Source organism: Microbulbifer mixtoriginis (SeqCode) (genome assembly GCF_052466715.1).
In genome coordinates this window covers 3,551,735-3,564,412 of sequence record NZ_CP174288.1, presented here as the reverse complement: position 1 = coordinate 3,564,412, position 12,678 = coordinate 3,551,735, and the positions used below count along the sequence as shown (strand labels likewise).

General features: G+C 43.6%; 19 protein-coding genes, 1 tRNA gene and 1 pseudogene. 19 read left to right on the top strand and 2 right to left on the bottom strand.

The features are described 5' to 3' along the window. Positions 1-89: 89 nt before the first annotated feature. The 3 genes from ACJJH9_RS15795 (at position 90) to ACJJH9_RS15785 (ending at position 1,345) form a co-directional block, all read left to right on the top strand. A tRNA-Ala gene (locus ACJJH9_RS15795) sits at positions 90-165 on the top strand. Between the two features lie 353 nt (positions 166-518). Next, complete coding sequence (locus ACJJH9_RS15790) at positions 519-935, top strand: DUF6602 domain-containing protein (protein ID WP_444923345.1); 417 nt, start codon at positions 519-521, stop codon at positions 933-935. Beyond that, positions 932-1,345 carry a hypothetical protein gene (locus ACJJH9_RS15785; protein WP_444923344.1) on the top strand — a complete coding sequence of 138 codons (414 nt, stop codon included), beginning with the start codon at positions 932-934 and terminating at the stop codon, positions 1,343-1,345. Before ACJJH9_RS15790 ends, ACJJH9_RS15785 begins: the two co-directional genes overlap by 4 nt. Positions 1,346-1,399: 54 nt before the next feature. Here ACJJH9_RS15785 and ACJJH9_RS15780 read toward each other — a convergent pair whose 3' ends face one another. Then, positions 1,400-2,245: a tyrosine-type recombinase/integrase gene (locus ACJJH9_RS15780; RefSeq protein WP_444923343.1), complete on the bottom strand. Its 846-nt coding sequence runs from the start codon at positions 2,243-2,245 to the stop codon at positions 1,400-1,402. A gap of 80 nt (positions 2,246-2,325) precedes the next feature. On the opposite strand from ACJJH9_RS15780, the gene ACJJH9_RS15775 reads away from it, so the two are divergent. From ACJJH9_RS15775 to ACJJH9_RS15700, 16 genes are all read left to right on the top strand, one after another. Next, complete coding sequence (locus ACJJH9_RS15775; protein WP_444923342.1) at positions 2,326-2,613, top strand: hypothetical protein; 288 nt, start codon at positions 2,326-2,328, stop codon at positions 2,611-2,613. Between the two features lie 7 nt (positions 2,614-2,620). Further along, entirely contained in the window at positions 2,621-2,917 is a 297-nt protein-coding gene (locus ACJJH9_RS15770; protein WP_444923341.1) for a head-tail joining protein, read from the top strand. A 360-nt stretch (positions 2,918-3,277) separates the two neighbouring features. Further along, entirely contained in the window at positions 3,278-3,793 is a 516-nt protein-coding gene (locus tag ACJJH9_RS15765) for a hypothetical protein (RefSeq protein WP_444923340.1), read from the top strand. Positions 3,794-3,908: 115 nt separating this feature from the next. Further along, a complete protein-coding gene (locus tag ACJJH9_RS15760; protein WP_444923339.1) occupies positions 3,909-4,178 on the top strand; it encodes a hypothetical protein in 270 nt (89 codons plus the stop codon). Between the two features lie 533 nt (positions 4,179-4,711). Further along, positions 4,712-5,026, top strand: a complete 315-nt coding sequence (locus tag ACJJH9_RS15755) for a hypothetical protein (protein WP_444923338.1) — start codon at positions 4,712-4,714, stop codon at positions 5,024-5,026. Between the two features lie 102 nt (positions 5,027-5,128). Continuing rightward, positions 5,129-5,500: an Imm39 family immunity protein gene (locus ACJJH9_RS15750; protein ID WP_444886892.1), complete on the top strand. Its 372-nt coding sequence runs from the start codon at positions 5,129-5,131 to the stop codon at positions 5,498-5,500. A gap of 536 nt (positions 5,501-6,036) precedes the next feature. Further along, entirely contained in the window at positions 6,037-6,348 is a 312-nt protein-coding gene (locus ACJJH9_RS15745; RefSeq protein ID WP_444923337.1) for a hypothetical protein, read from the top strand. 104 nt (positions 6,349-6,452) lie between these two features. Beyond that, on the top strand, positions 6,453-6,905 hold the full coding sequence (locus tag ACJJH9_RS15740; RefSeq protein WP_444921922.1) for a hypothetical protein: 453 nt from the start codon (positions 6,453-6,455) through the stop codon (positions 6,903-6,905). Positions 6,906-6,991: 86 nt separating this feature from the next. After that, positions 6,992-7,375 carry a hypothetical protein gene (locus ACJJH9_RS15735; RefSeq protein ID WP_444923336.1) on the top strand — a complete coding sequence of 128 codons (384 nt, stop codon included), beginning with the start codon at positions 6,992-6,994 and terminating at the stop codon, positions 7,373-7,375. 91 nt (positions 7,376-7,466) lie between these two features. Beyond that, complete coding sequence (locus ACJJH9_RS15730; RefSeq protein WP_444923335.1) at positions 7,467-8,114, top strand: hypothetical protein; 648 nt, start codon at positions 7,467-7,469, stop codon at positions 8,112-8,114. Positions 8,115-8,414: 300 nt separating this feature from the next. Beyond that, entirely contained in the window at positions 8,415-8,612 is a 198-nt protein-coding gene (locus ACJJH9_RS15725) for a hypothetical protein (RefSeq protein ID WP_444923334.1), read from the top strand. A 73-nt stretch (positions 8,613-8,685) separates the two neighbouring features. Beyond that, positions 8,686-9,294 (top strand): helix-turn-helix transcriptional regulator, encoded by a 609-nt coding sequence (locus tag ACJJH9_RS15720; RefSeq protein WP_444923333.1) that lies wholly within the window; start codon positions 8,686-8,688, stop codon positions 9,292-9,294. 123 nt (positions 9,295-9,417) lie between these two features. After that, positions 9,418-9,714: a hypothetical protein gene (locus ACJJH9_RS15715; RefSeq protein WP_444923332.1), complete on the top strand. Its 297-nt coding sequence runs from the start codon at positions 9,418-9,420 to the stop codon at positions 9,712-9,714. Between the two features lie 104 nt (positions 9,715-9,818). After that, complete coding sequence (locus tag ACJJH9_RS15710; RefSeq protein WP_444923330.1) at positions 9,819-10,136, top strand: hypothetical protein; 318 nt, start codon at positions 9,819-9,821, stop codon at positions 10,134-10,136. A gap of 532 nt (positions 10,137-10,668) precedes the next feature. Beyond that, positions 10,669-10,914 carry a hypothetical protein gene (locus ACJJH9_RS15705; protein ID WP_444923329.1) on the top strand — a complete coding sequence of 82 codons (246 nt, stop codon included), beginning with the start codon at positions 10,669-10,671 and terminating at the stop codon, positions 10,912-10,914. 114 nt (positions 10,915-11,028) lie between these two features. Next, on the top strand, positions 11,029-11,421 hold the full coding sequence (locus tag ACJJH9_RS15700; RefSeq protein WP_444923328.1) for a hypothetical protein: 393 nt from the start codon (positions 11,029-11,031) through the stop codon (positions 11,419-11,421). A 37-nt stretch (positions 11,422-11,458) separates the two neighbouring features. On the opposite strand, the pseudogene ACJJH9_RS15695 reads toward ACJJH9_RS15700, so the two are convergent. Then, positions 11,459-12,399, bottom strand: a pseudogene (locus tag ACJJH9_RS15695) (IS110 family RNA-guided transposase). Positions 12,400-12,678 lie beyond the last annotated feature (279 nt).

Below are 12,678 nucleotides of genomic sequence, written 5' to 3'. Positions count from 1 at the left end.
ATTAAAAAGTTATTTTTTCTGTTGACAGGCGTCTAAACCTTGCTAAAATGCGCCTCGCTTTCAACGGAAACGTTAAGCAAAAAGGATTTGGGGCTATAGCTCAGCTGGGAGAGCGCAACACTGGCAGTGTTGAGGTCAGCGGTTCGATCCCGCTTAGCTCCACCAAATTTCCCCTGTCTATCAAGGGGTTGCGAGAAGAAGCTCACAGCTTCTTACCAAGTGAACACAAACTGATCATAAACGTGAACACAAACTCGCAAGAAAGAAAAAAGAGCCTTTAGGGCTCTTTTTTTTCGTCTAAATATTCCTCTCTAGTTAGTCCCCCAGGTTTACCTTCTGTTAGAGCGTTTGATTCTACAAGAGGGAGTAGCTTCATATTGGTTCCTGGTCTTTCGATTTTCTGTATTAGAGCCCTTAATACTCAAGATTTGCTTTCCTTGCTCAAAATGTGCATAAAGTGCAACGCAATAATTAGCGTTCCTATTTAAGTTAATAGCTTTATTTTGATGAGGGGAGTGATGAGTAGTGAAATTTTCCAGGCTCTTGTAAAAAATAAAATAGAGGTGCTGAAGCGATCTTTTGATACTTCAAAAGAAATATTTTGGGACAAGAAAACCAAGAGGCTAATTCATGCAGGTGAGTATGGTGAGTATGGTGAGTATCGAGAAAAGGCTGTAATTGATTTATTAAAGCTATTTATCCCTCAAAATTTCAAAATCTCGGAGGGATTTATTATAACTAGTGCTGGAGATGTAAGTACTCAGTGCGACATCATAATTTATGATCCTTCTTATTGTCCTAAAATAGCTGACACTGAGCATCAAAAATTTTTTCCTGTGGAGTGTGTAGTCGCCATAGGGGAAATTAAATCAGAAATAAGTGGTACCTCATCTCTGGTGGAGATTCTGGAGAAATTATCGAAAATAAAAAAATGAAAGAAGCAATTAAGAATCCTTCGGCGTATAGGATTTATGGAGATAGACTTGTTAATGCCAAGCTCAATTATTTTGATCAGATTTATTCTTTTGTTTTAAGTAAATCGCTCCCAAAAAACTTAAAGGAAAGACCTGTCTTAGAATGTGATATCGAACCTCGACATATGCATAACATATTAATAGGAATTGATAGCGGACATCATTCGTACAGGAATGAAAATTCTATGGATTATACTTACCCTATTATATGGGGTGATAGGAGCAGTGAGCAGGTCTGGTATGAGCTGGAGAATGATGGTTTGCCCAGTAACTTCAGTATTTTTCTTACCTCTTTATTCAATCATTGTCAGGTCGCTACCCTTTTGGAGTTAGATGTTGTTCACTACATCACTGATAGTTGGCAGAAATAAATATTAAATTAATGAGAGACGGCCAGCTAGATATTTTATAAACATTAGGATTTTTCAAAATTCTCGCCCAATTGCCTGCTCATCCAAATAGATACTGATCTCCTCATAATCAATACCGTGTCCTGCTTGATAAGCCTGTGTGACACGCTCATCGGTATGTGCCATTAGCTGCTGTACTGATTTTACGCCATACCCCATTCGCTTAAACCGGTCTGAGGCTAGACTGCGCACTTCGTGGAAGCTGGGTGGAGTTTGGTTTTTGGGCAAGCCGATGTAAAGGCCAGTTGCGTTGCGGACCTCCGTAAACATATCGCTCAGTCGGTCGGGGCTGACTTGGCAAATATGGTTTTTAGTTTTCCCCGTGCGCCGCTGTTTAGGTGTATGGCTCAGAATATAGGGACAATGGTAATTTCTTAGGCTGAGTTCTTTTGCACGGCTAATCAGTTTGCCGAGTTGTTGGTGGGTTTTTAAATTAAAACTTAGGTGGCTGGCGGCGAGGCTGTCCCGTTGCGCTTCGGACTTATTGATCGTTTTGCGAAGGTGGTTCCCTTGTAGATGTTTATCAAATCGTAGCTCGCAGATATCGGCACGGCGCATAGTGGTGAGCATACTGATACTCATGGCGATCTGAAGTGCCTCATAGCCCAGCTCACCAGCCTTTTCATAAATAACCCAGTAGGCTTCCAAGCTGAGGCGCTGCCGCCTCTTGTTGGGTCTGCCTTTTTCCAGTAAACGCGGGCGATCATCGGCGGTGGTAAATGGGTTGCTTTCCAGTTTACACAACCCCTCTGCCATTAAGAAATTAAAGAATTTATTAAATTCTGCGCGCCGTGCATGTTTCTGGTGAAAGGTAAGGGATTCCCACCATTTACGCAGATCCGCTAGCTTCGCTTTGTGCACTGGGATGGAGTCAAAGTCCTCGCCAAAGCATTTTAAGGCGTTACACAGACTTTGCCACCGACACTACCGCAGCAATGGAAATGGCCGCAAGCTTCAATGCTGATCACTTAAACCAGTTCAAAAATACCCCTCAAGCCATTAGTGCATTGGTTATGCAGGGGCCCTCTGAATTTAGATTCCCGTCTGCGGTTGCAGGTAATCCAAACCAAACCCATAGCCAGGAGGCGCAAGCCATGCCGAAAACTACCCCCACCACGCCAGCCGCAACCGGCAATATCACTGGCCCCACCGCCTTTGCCGCAGAGGCCGCTGGCGTTACCAGCCTAGCGGTCAAATTTACCGGCGTGCCGGGAACCGTGAAGGCCTAGGTGAAGCATGGATCTGGACCAACGAGCCGCAGAGCGCGCGTTTCGTAAACGGGGCAAGCCCGCTACCTATACAGACGGTAGCGGGGCTGAGTCTGTAGATTGCCGTGTGGTTAAAGATCAAGAGATCGACGAGTTCGAAGATGATGAGCGTGTGCGGGTACCGCGTATCGAGTTGAGTCTGCTGGTGAGCGAAGTAGGGGCTTACAGTTCTGAGGCGGTGATTACCCTTGGCGGTTTGGAGTATCTGGTGCGCAAGCGGCTGTCGGATGATGGGGTTGTTTGGCGGGCGTTGGTGGATGGGTAGCACAAAAAGTCGAGTTATAGGATTAAGACCTTTATGTGCGTTAAGGGTGGTCGAAAAATGTACAGCTGTGCATTTTATAACAAAGATCAGCAGCAGCTGCTCCTATTTCTAGGTGAAACTCTGTAACCCATTGATACTTAAAGGGTTCCAAAAGTGATATAAAGCAGAGAAAATACAGAATTATAAAGACGCTGCTTTATATCTTTTTTTGTACATTTGCGCCAAGTGCAGATAGCTTATTGGTTTGCTAAGTTTTTTTCCTCTTCGAAGGAAATGGGGCTTAGAAATATAGAGCAGGGTGATATAAAGAAGCTTCTTTTGAATTAACTGTTATGTCTCTTTGAGATTGAGAATTAAAGAATGGAAAAAACTGGTAACAGAGAGCATCACTATTGCATGACTAGAATAATACTTCCGAAAGTAATATTTAGTGATGCAGTTGAAAATTTTGTAGCGGCTATCCATCGAGATGGTCGAGATGTGATTTCTAATATTTGGGATAGTTTTGCAGATAAGCTCCCTGAAAATGAAATTATATCCAGTGAAGAAATCGATGTTTTCGTTGATGACCTTGAAAAAGGAGTGGTGCTCACAACAATCAAGCTACCTACGCCTATTCAGAGAAACGAAACATACTACATAGGTCTAGTAAAACCAAAGTGTAGTGAGAATTATAGATGTTTCAGTTTGGAGTATTCCGTTAATCCAATGAATGGTGAGGTGGGCACAATGCTTACAGAGAGATCGCAAGATAGCCGAGCAAATCATGGGCCTGGCCCAGCTCCAAACAAGAAGTTATTTGTCAAAGCAGTTTCTAATTTAGTGGTAAGTAGAAAGTCTCCGGTAAGCTTTATCAAAGACTTGTTTAAGACATAACAAGGCGATGAATTTCGTTCCGGCCCTACGGGCCTCCACCGGACTGGCCACGCTTCGCGCGCCCAGCCGATTATCGCGGCGTTATGCATCGGTGTCGTAGGTCGGTGAGAATAAAATGAAATTATTGTGGTTTTTAGGAATTCCTTATTATATTTTTGTTGCGCTGATTATCGGCCAGATGTCCAGGGGAGCTGTTTGGTATCTGTTACTTCTAGTCCCACTGCTCCTCGCTTATGACAAACTCAGTCAGGTGGCGTATTCATCGGCTGTGGTTCAGCGTGGAGTGTCAAAAGTGTATTTTTCTGCATTTTGGGTGCTAGCCCAATTAGTGATAATTTCTGTTGTGGTAGGTTTGGTTGGTAGTTTGGTGGGTATCAATGCATAACAAACGCAAGCAGTTTGCTCCGGCCCTTCGGGCCTCCGCGGGACGCCCAACGCTATGCACATTTTGTGCGGGTCGCTACGCTCCCAGTTTCGCACAAAATGTACATAGCATTGGTCGCCACTGTTGCGGGCGTTATTGGTCGCTCGCTCCAGTTTTGTAGGGATTCAATTAAGAATAGCGGGTGATTGTTAGAGTGCTGTATAAATAAACAGTATTGGCGGGAAAGCCCATAGTCAACGGTTCGACCTTCGTGTAAGCTTCGAAGCTTCAGCGACGCTCGCATAACGAAGTTGATGCGGACGGCGCAGCCACTTCGAAGCAAGGCCGCGAACCAAGTGCTGCTAATTTCTCTCTCCGAATCGTGGTAGACAGTAAGAAGAAAGGTATTTGTAGTGAATTTGTACAGAGTACCACGAGCAACAAATAACAACCCGATGATGCGGAAACCTAAAAGTTGTCATTCCCTTTGCTTGGGCAAAGGCACTGCCAACTTTCTTAACGGTTCCGCATATCTATTTTCGTTAGGAGTACGAATGGACCGAAATTTTGAAACGTTCCAAAAAATGTACGAAGAAGAAATTTCGTTACCTCAACCTGATCTTGATTATCTAGTTGACGCTGCATTCTCACTTATTACAAATGAGAATGTTCAAGACTTCATTGACCTACTAAAAGTAGATAAAACCGGTGCAAAAGGTCTATTTTGGAAGGAAGTGGATGAGTCCCCAGCGACAGAAAAAGGGTGGGATAGGCATATTTATATTGTGGGTGAAATCAACCACGAAAAATATAAGCGTAAAAGGAGAGAGAAGGTAGAGCTTATCCGTACATTGACTAGCTCTTCTTAGTTGAAAATGACTAGCAAAGATAAAACTCCTAACAAGCGCAAGCACACGGAACAACTTTCCGCTACGCTCCAAATTGCCCGGTGTTGCGAGGGTTAAATGTCTATGAGCGAATATCCAGTACTTATTGGCGGAGTGGGTTTAGTTAAGGGTCGAATTAAGAATATCGGCCAAGCAATGGCTTCTGTTTGTGAAGAAGTTAAACTCATCATCGAACAAAGCAGAGCCTTTGATGAAATGCCGTTCAAAGAAATAAATATGATCATTCGCTGGGGCAATGAAAGAATTGAGGCCCCAGAAATAGGCCCATTGCGTAAGGCCAAAAATAGTCTTGAGGTTGCAACAACTATCAGCCTTTCCGAAGGTAAGGAAATAGAAAATAGCCCTGAGCAGCTGAAGGCAATGGTAAAAGGTGAGCTTGTAAAAGTATTTAAAGCAGTAGAGGCAAAGTATGGCCTGTGCCAAATCAACATTTAACAAGTCAAGGCAGCATCGCCACTTCGTGGCTGGACGCGCTAACGCGCGCCGCTGCTTGAAGCGTTAGCATTTCGGAGTATAAAGTGAGGGGCATCTTATTAGTTGCAAGCTTCTTGTTGTCAAGCCTATGTATGGGAGAGGAAAATCTTGTGATATCTCTACCTAGTGAGAATATATTTCAAGCTCATGCAGGAGTCTTGTGTAAGAAACAACCTTATTTAAGAATCTGTAAGGGAAACAGTAGGAATATAAGTCCTGCTGAATTCTTCTGTAATCCTAGAAGGTTGGATTGCCAAAATCCGAAGAATTACTTTACGCTCGTTCAATATGTCGCCGAAGAACGGCGAATTGATGTGGGCTGTATTAAAAAACTCGGAAGGCATGAAAAGTACAAAAAAGGAAAACGTTCTGGGTATGCATCTTACAGCCTCAAAGAAAAATGCTAACAAGGCCAAGCAAAATCGCCGCGAAAAGCGCGGCTGGACCTCGCTACCACTCGGCCTTTGTTGGCGGCGTTATGTTTTTAGGCGCCTGCAATGAGCAGAAGAAAAATAGCAATACTTACGGCCGTTCACTTCCTCGTAGTTTGCCTGCTATGGACTAGCGCACTCGTTGTCGCACTTGGGTTCGGTTTTGAAGAGCAGTGGGGAGCTGTAGAGTACTTGGTCACGGGTTTAGTAGCATTCGGCATTGCCGTAATGGCTCTCCCAACCTGGGTTATTGCTAGTCTTGGCCCGCCAGATTGGGTATATGCTCTCCTAGTAGGCTTGCAACTTATCACCGGCTACTTCGAGGTAAAATATGCTGTCAAATTATGGTCTTGCTGGCGGCTCCGTGAAAAAACATAACAATCACAGGCACATTGCTACGGCCCTGTGGGCCTCCGCGAGACGGCCTACGCTGCGCTCCGGCCGCCCGTGCTGTGGGCGTTAGGTTTCAAAAGGAGAATCATATGGCGTTTCTCGATTGGATTTCAGGTAAACGAAATAAAGATAAGAAAAATCAGGCCGCATATGAGAAAGGCCAAGACTTCGGTGGCCACTTGGTATCAAAAGTAGATGAATTTTCATCTGCAAGGTTAGATCAAATTACGGTAAACCTTCTTGAAGTGTTTAAAGGCCGACTAGAAACAGTGTGTGAAGACCCTGAGCACGATCCAAAACTGGTAGCGGCGGCGGAATTAGAAATATTCAAAGAGCAAATTGGAAAAGCTCAAGAAAATATGTGGTCTGAGCTTCAGCAGCACCTGTCGAGTGAGATCGAAATCGCGGAAAAAATAGACATGGTTGAAGAAGTGGCAGACCTTATAGAAACTGCCACAGAACAGAGGCTACAAATACTAATTGCAGGCGCAAAAGCACTGTACGACAGTAAGGTCGAGGAAATTGAAAGCCAAAAAACCTAACAAGGCGCTCAAGTTCGTTCCGGCCCTACGGGCCTCCACCGGACCCAAAAAGCCTAGCGGCTTTTCGGTCCGCTTAGCTTAGCGTTATGTGCAAGGAAATTAAAATCGGATTATTTTATAAAATATTTATCTTTATCACTGGAGTAGCTCCTGCAACATGTTGGTTCTTGCTTGGGTCATATTGGTCTTTTGGCTTATTTAATAATATTGTCAATATCCCGTTATGGTTATTGTTTTATAGTTTTGCTCTATTTGGAGTCTTAGGCTTCTGGCTTGAGTTGCTAAAGCCAGATAAATATAAAGCACTTATTTCTATTGGGATGATCCTTGGTTGTATTGTTACTTGTGTAATATATTTTACAGAACCTAATATGTTTAGAGAGCTATTTTTAGCAGTTTTCTCACCTGTTGTAGCTGGCATTGTAATATTAATAAAAAATGCACATAACAAGTTTGTACACAGGACTTAATTTCCGTTACACCTTTTGCCATTGCTTCGCAATTATACGGCAAAAGGTTCCACTACAATCAAGCCTGTGACAAAGGCGTTAGGCTATCTTGATGGTATACGAAAATAAACATTCAGCTCTTAGAAAGCTATTCACCGATTCTATTTTTTTGCTGATGCTTGTGGTCTTAACCGCAGCAGGAAGTATCTCTGTTTGGGGAAGAAATACAAATGGAGACGCGCAAGAATTAGCCTATATATTTATATCGGTAGTTTGTGGGCTGGCGTCGTTACTCTTCATTTTTCTCTTTTTGTATCAGATATCTAGAGTTCTTGGTGTTACTGGAAATTGGCGGGTTGAAGTAAACTCAAGTTCTATAAAACTTGAGACTCCTGATGATAAAGAAGTTGAACCATTCGAGTATCAATTAAGGAATATCAAAAAGTTTGCACGAGAAGCATACGAAGATGATGGCGTCTGGTACAAATGGTATATGTACCTTAAAAGTGAGGATGGAGAGGAAAAAATTGGGGTCAATTTAGGTCCTTTTTCTATAGAAAAAACAATTAGTCAAATTCACCAGGTTAAAACGGGAAATATTGATGTTGTAGAAATAGACCTAAATGGGGGCAGTTCTAAATGGACGTATAGTCTTTCTTATAAAGTTAAAGAGTTCTTCAACTCCGTTTTTTCAGCCCTTATATTTGCATCTTTCATATTGCCGGCCTTATTCTACCTATATGGCATAGTATTTAAGTAGAATAGCCTAACAAGGCGCTGCAACCGACCTCCGGCCACTGTCACCTTTTTTGCGCTTCGCAGCAAAAAAGCCGCCATTGGCCTACGGCGGCTGAGCGCGGCGTTATTGTGGCGGTCAATTTTTAGATGGTTTGTAGTTGGTGCAAGTAACAATCTTTACCTGAACACGCTTCGCCAGAGAGTTTTCCTGCAAGCTGGCATCGCAGTTTCGTTCACGTGCCTTCGTTTTAAGTCAACAAGCCCTGCAAGTCAGTTGCACCATTATGTAGTGCCAATCAGCTAGTCAATTGGTGGGGAAAGTATGGTATTTTCCCTTGTAAATTTATCGGGCAGTGGCCAGCCAAAGTTGGCTGGCAGAGAGCTAGTAGGTCGTTCAGAGCGCGCCAGCTATAACCAGGCCAGGCAAGATCGCCCACCGGAGGCTGGGCTGGACAGCCTACGCTCCGCTTCGGCTGCCCTTGCTGGCAACGTTATGCCTGTCGCCTATATTTCGTACTAATGTCGTAAGAATGACATAACTAATTAAGGCTGATCCGATGAAAATTTAAGTTCAATTTTCAGAGGACAGAGAAATGGAAGTGCAAGTAGATACAAACAAGATCATCAGCCTACGAAAGTCGCGAGCTTGGAGTCAGCAGCAGCTGGCTGAAGTAGCATCAGTTAGCTTAAGAACCATACAGCGAATAGAGAAAAGTGGTAACGCGTCCCAAGAGTCGGTTAAATCAATTTCTTCTGCATTTTCAATTGTGCCAGAAGATATTCTTGTAACAGAACCAGAAAAATTTTCTGTCGGAAAACGAGTCAAGAATTATATTGCCGCAATACTGGCACTTGGGGGCGCATCTCTTCTATACGCCTCATTTTCCACGGCGTCTCCAATTATGCTTAAAGTAGATGCTAGCTCAAATAATGAGCAGCTGGCATCTATTCAGCTTCTTAATGAGGAAGGCGTTGAAAGTGAAATGCGTATAGATAACATGCTAAAAATTGAGCTAAACGCTGAGCAAACACCGGAGAACCAAATCCGGCTAAAAACGAAAGTGTACGAATTCAATGAGTCTACCGGGTTTGTACTTGTGGCTAGCCCGGTTTTACTCACAGAGTTTCATGAATCTGCGGGCATTAAGTTTACAGCTTCAAGTGGGGTTCCATTTGAGGTCCAGGTAACCCCCCAGAACTAGGCATAACAATCAGCGGCAGAGCGACAGCCAACGCTACGCACCTTTTGTGTTACTCGCTGTCGCTCAAACATTAACACAAAAGGTGTTCCGTGCTGGCTGCGCCTGCGCTGGGCGTTATGCATCATGAATAAGATGAATTTCGGAATTAAAGAGTTTGTCATCCTCATAGCTTTGTTAGGCATGGTTGTTCTATTGGCTGTCCGGTTTCTTAAGCCAGAGCTTTTGAACTATTCATCTATTAGGAATCCGATAAGTTCATTTATATTTGGCTGCTTATCTTTCTACTTGATGGTAGATCAATACAAAGTGGCAAGGTCTGTAGATGAATGGGGGCCAAATAGATTAGCGGGCATAATTCGTGTACCTCTGTATTTTGCCGCCTCAATTTTTATGTTCTATCTCGCAGCAACAGGGAGTTAAAATGCATAACCAAGCCATGCTGACGGACATCTTACGCAACGCGCTTCGCTCTAAAAGCGCTCCAGCCACCGCAGATGGCAACGTTATGCGTAAAGGGGGAGAATATGGATCGGATCTATCACAACATCATCGAATCCCCCCATCTATATGATATTGTTTATTTTTCCTATAAGGTCGATGCCTCCAACATTCGAGATTCATACATAGATCTTCATCTGGAAAGAGATGGGGACTTAGTGAAGTTAAGATTCAAGTCGCCGCAAGGATTGGAGATTGAGAAAGGGTTCCCCTATGCAACCGGAGGCATGTTCATTGAAGATGTTTCATCTCATCAGCTTGATGGCATCAGTGTATATGTTGGTGATTTTGAAGCTAATAATGGATCAATTACGTTTTGGGCACACAGTGTCGTTCGAATCTAGCGAGATACGCATAACAAGCCAATCAAGTCGGACGCCTAACAGTTGGCTGCGTTCACTTCGTTCACAATTTTAGCCAACTATTATCCGCCGCTTATTGGGGCGTTATAAGTCATGATGAGAAAATGCCCAAAATGTAAAGAGAAAACTGTAAAGGTAAAGATGTTATCTTTCTCAAGTAGAATGCATTGTGAGAAATGCTTTTTCCAGTATGAATATGCAGCCTTATCTAAGAGGGTGATAGCGTTCGGATGCGCGTTTATACCTATTCTTGCTATTTACTTGGGATTGAGGTTTCAAAGTTTACTGGTTCTTGGCTCCTTACTACTAGCGGGTCCGTTTTTAGCTGAATTTGTTTTTGCAAAATACTGCCCACTAAAGCCAGTTAGTGCTAGGGCGTTAAGGAAGAAACATCGTGGCAAAAACTTATAAAAAACTGCTGCACAATCGCCCGTAAAAAGCGCGGGCTGGACTCGCTACACTACGTTTCGCTCGCCTGTGCGCAGAGCGTTATGTGCCTTAAAGGAAGCTGAATGTGAGCTACTTAGAGTTAAAAGACGATAAGTTCTCTGAGAAAATATCTTTAAGAGACTCATACGAATTGATGTATCAGTTTGTTCTAGAGATACATAAGCGTGGAGAGGTGGATACATCATGGCTCCTTGGCTCTCTAGGTATTTGCGGCGATGGCTCCAGCACTGATCCAGCTCAGTTGTATGACTATATAAGTGTTTTCAATGAGTTAAAGAATCAGCGTAAGCTCTTTGATAGTTATGGCTAAGTCAAAGCACATAACAAGCGGCTGTAGTTGCCCCTTCGGGGCTGGGACGGCTTTTCCGCTGCTTTGCAGCTACAAACCCGCCCCTAAGCCGGGCGTTAGCTGTACGAGAGTGTCATGCGAAGAAAGCAATTTCTTACAGAATTCCTAGGTGCTCTCGGCGCCAAAGAAATTCAATGGCAGAAGGAGACGGATACAAGTATCTCTGGAGTAGTTATTTACGAAATTGATGACCCAGAAGAGGTTCAAGAGTCCATCTGGCACGTACAAGAGTCAGAAGTACCGCCTGAAAATGTTAGAAAGCTAGTTGAGCTTCTGAATGAGAAGAACCTGTTGAGTATTGATAAAATTAGTATTTCTAGGAAAGAACTAAGAAGTTTATATAGTAAAAAGCAGGGGCGAATTGTATCGGAGGATGAGTTCATATCTATTTTAGAAGCTCTGGTTTCAATTGAGGTTCCAATGGTAGATGAAGGAAGAGAAACAGATGTTTACTTCATCCATGAGTAACACAGCTAACAAGTGACTATGGTCCTTTGTCAAGTATTTAAGCCATTTTCTCATCCCAGTAAGTATTGTTTTTTACCATCGTATTTAGAATGGTAAGCTGCTTCCTCATACATGCGATAAGGGCTACTTTCTTTGGTTTACCAGCGGCGACCAGGCGCTCATACATTGGCTTTAATTTAGGGTGGCATTGTATGGCCGACATCATAGAAACAAACAAAACCGTGCGTACACGATGTCGCCCACCTCGAATATAGCGCTTACCCTGGAAGCTGCCGCTATCACGATTCATCGGGGCGATACCCACAAGTGCCGCAATCTTTTTGCGGTTTAGCTTGCCCGGCTCAGGAAGTTCGCTCATTAGCGTGTAAGCCAGTACATTGCCGACTCCTTTAGCGCTTAATAAGAGATCGCGTTTTTGTCGCCACTCGGCAGCGCTGTTAACAAGTTTATCAAGTTGCTTATCGACTCCTTCTAGCTCTTTTTGATGGCCTTTAAGATAGCCTGAATGGGCTTGTGAACAGACTTAGGCATTCTCTTGAGGCGATTCTTTTGCATTGTGCTCATTTCTAAGCACTGGTTCCTGACCGTCAGCAAATCACTGATATTTCTTAGTTTTTCTGGTTTGATCGATGATAATCTTGGCTTCATTGCTTCACCAAAATGTGCGATATCAATTGCATCTAGCTTATCTGTTTTTGCGAGCCGCCCCGCTGACTTTGCAAAGTTTCTTACTTGTGAGGGGTTGCAAACAACTATCGGCAGTCCCGCTTTATGAGCAGCACAGACAAATTCTAATTCTAGCCTTCCAGTGGACTCGATCAATACTCTTTGAGGTTTAAGCGGTTGTAGTTGTTTAATAGCGTCTTTAATGCCTTCTTTGTTATTGGTAACACTAAAGAACTGGCCAGTAGGTCTCACATAAATATCGAGTTGTTTACTGCTGGTATCGATACCGACATTGATCTCTTGAGGTTCCATAAGATAAGCTATCTCCGCCTTGCTATTCGAGCTCGAGGCCCACATGACTATTCGAGTTATGCCTAGTGAGTGCTTATCACGTTCATACTTGTTATTGGTCTTTTACGAGCCGGCCAGGCAGCGAACTGTGATAAACAAGGCCTTCGGTGGCCGCCGAAGGTGGGTCTCAATTTACCCGTTAGCGAAAAGGATTTTCAACATCAGAATCGGGCAAAAACATCCATACAAGGCTGGGCATATGGCTCCGAGCCTGGGGCCCTCCGCGGGACAGCTTACCTT

What these genes read in the sequence shown, in the direction of transcription:
- ACJJH9_RS15790 (WP_444923345.1), top strand. Translation starts at nt 519, where the DNA reads ATGAGTAGTGAAATTTTCCAGGCTCTTGTAAAAAATAAAATAGAGGTG.
- ACJJH9_RS15785 (WP_444923344.1), top strand. Translation starts at nt 932, where the DNA reads ATGAAAGAAGCAATTAAGAATCCTTCGGCGTATAGGATTTATGGAGAT.
- ACJJH9_RS15775 (WP_444923342.1), top strand. Translation starts at nt 2,326, where the DNA reads ATGGCCGCAAGCTTCAATGCTGATCACTTAAACCAGTTCAAAAATACC.
- ACJJH9_RS15770 (WP_444923341.1), top strand. Translation starts at nt 2,621, where the DNA reads ATGGATCTGGACCAACGAGCCGCAGAGCGCGCGTTTCGTAAACGGGGC.
- ACJJH9_RS15765 (WP_444923340.1), top strand. Translation starts at nt 3,278, where the DNA reads ATGGAAAAAACTGGTAACAGAGAGCATCACTATTGCATGACTAGAATA.
- ACJJH9_RS15760 (WP_444923339.1), top strand. Translation starts at nt 3,909, where the DNA reads ATGAAATTATTGTGGTTTTTAGGAATTCCTTATTATATTTTTGTTGCG.
- ACJJH9_RS15755 (WP_444923338.1), top strand. Translation starts at nt 4,712, where the DNA reads ATGGACCGAAATTTTGAAACGTTCCAAAAAATGTACGAAGAAGAAATT.
- ACJJH9_RS15750 (WP_444886892.1), top strand. Translation starts at nt 5,129, where the DNA reads ATGAGCGAATATCCAGTACTTATTGGCGGAGTGGGTTTAGTTAAGGGT.
- ACJJH9_RS15745 (WP_444923337.1), top strand. Translation starts at nt 6,037, where the DNA reads ATGAGCAGAAGAAAAATAGCAATACTTACGGCCGTTCACTTCCTCGTA.
- ACJJH9_RS15740 (WP_444921922.1), top strand. Translation starts at nt 6,453, where the DNA reads ATGGCGTTTCTCGATTGGATTTCAGGTAAACGAAATAAAGATAAGAAA.
- ACJJH9_RS15735 (WP_444923336.1), top strand. Translation starts at nt 6,992, where the DNA reads ATGTGCAAGGAAATTAAAATCGGATTATTTTATAAAATATTTATCTTT.
- ACJJH9_RS15730 (WP_444923335.1), top strand. Translation starts at nt 7,467, where the DNA reads ATGGTATACGAAAATAAACATTCAGCTCTTAGAAAGCTATTCACCGAT.
- ACJJH9_RS15725 (WP_444923334.1), top strand. Translation starts at nt 8,415, where the DNA reads ATGGTATTTTCCCTTGTAAATTTATCGGGCAGTGGCCAGCCAAAGTTG.
- ACJJH9_RS15720 (WP_444923333.1), top strand. Translation starts at nt 8,686, where the DNA reads ATGGAAGTGCAAGTAGATACAAACAAGATCATCAGCCTACGAAAGTCG.
- ACJJH9_RS15715 (WP_444923332.1), top strand. Translation starts at nt 9,418, where the DNA reads ATGAATAAGATGAATTTCGGAATTAAAGAGTTTGTCATCCTCATAGCT.
- ACJJH9_RS15710 (WP_444923330.1), top strand. Translation starts at nt 9,819, where the DNA reads ATGGATCGGATCTATCACAACATCATCGAATCCCCCCATCTATATGAT.
- ACJJH9_RS15700 (WP_444923328.1), top strand. Translation starts at nt 11,029, where the DNA reads ATGCGAAGAAAGCAATTTCTTACAGAATTCCTAGGTGCTCTCGGCGCC.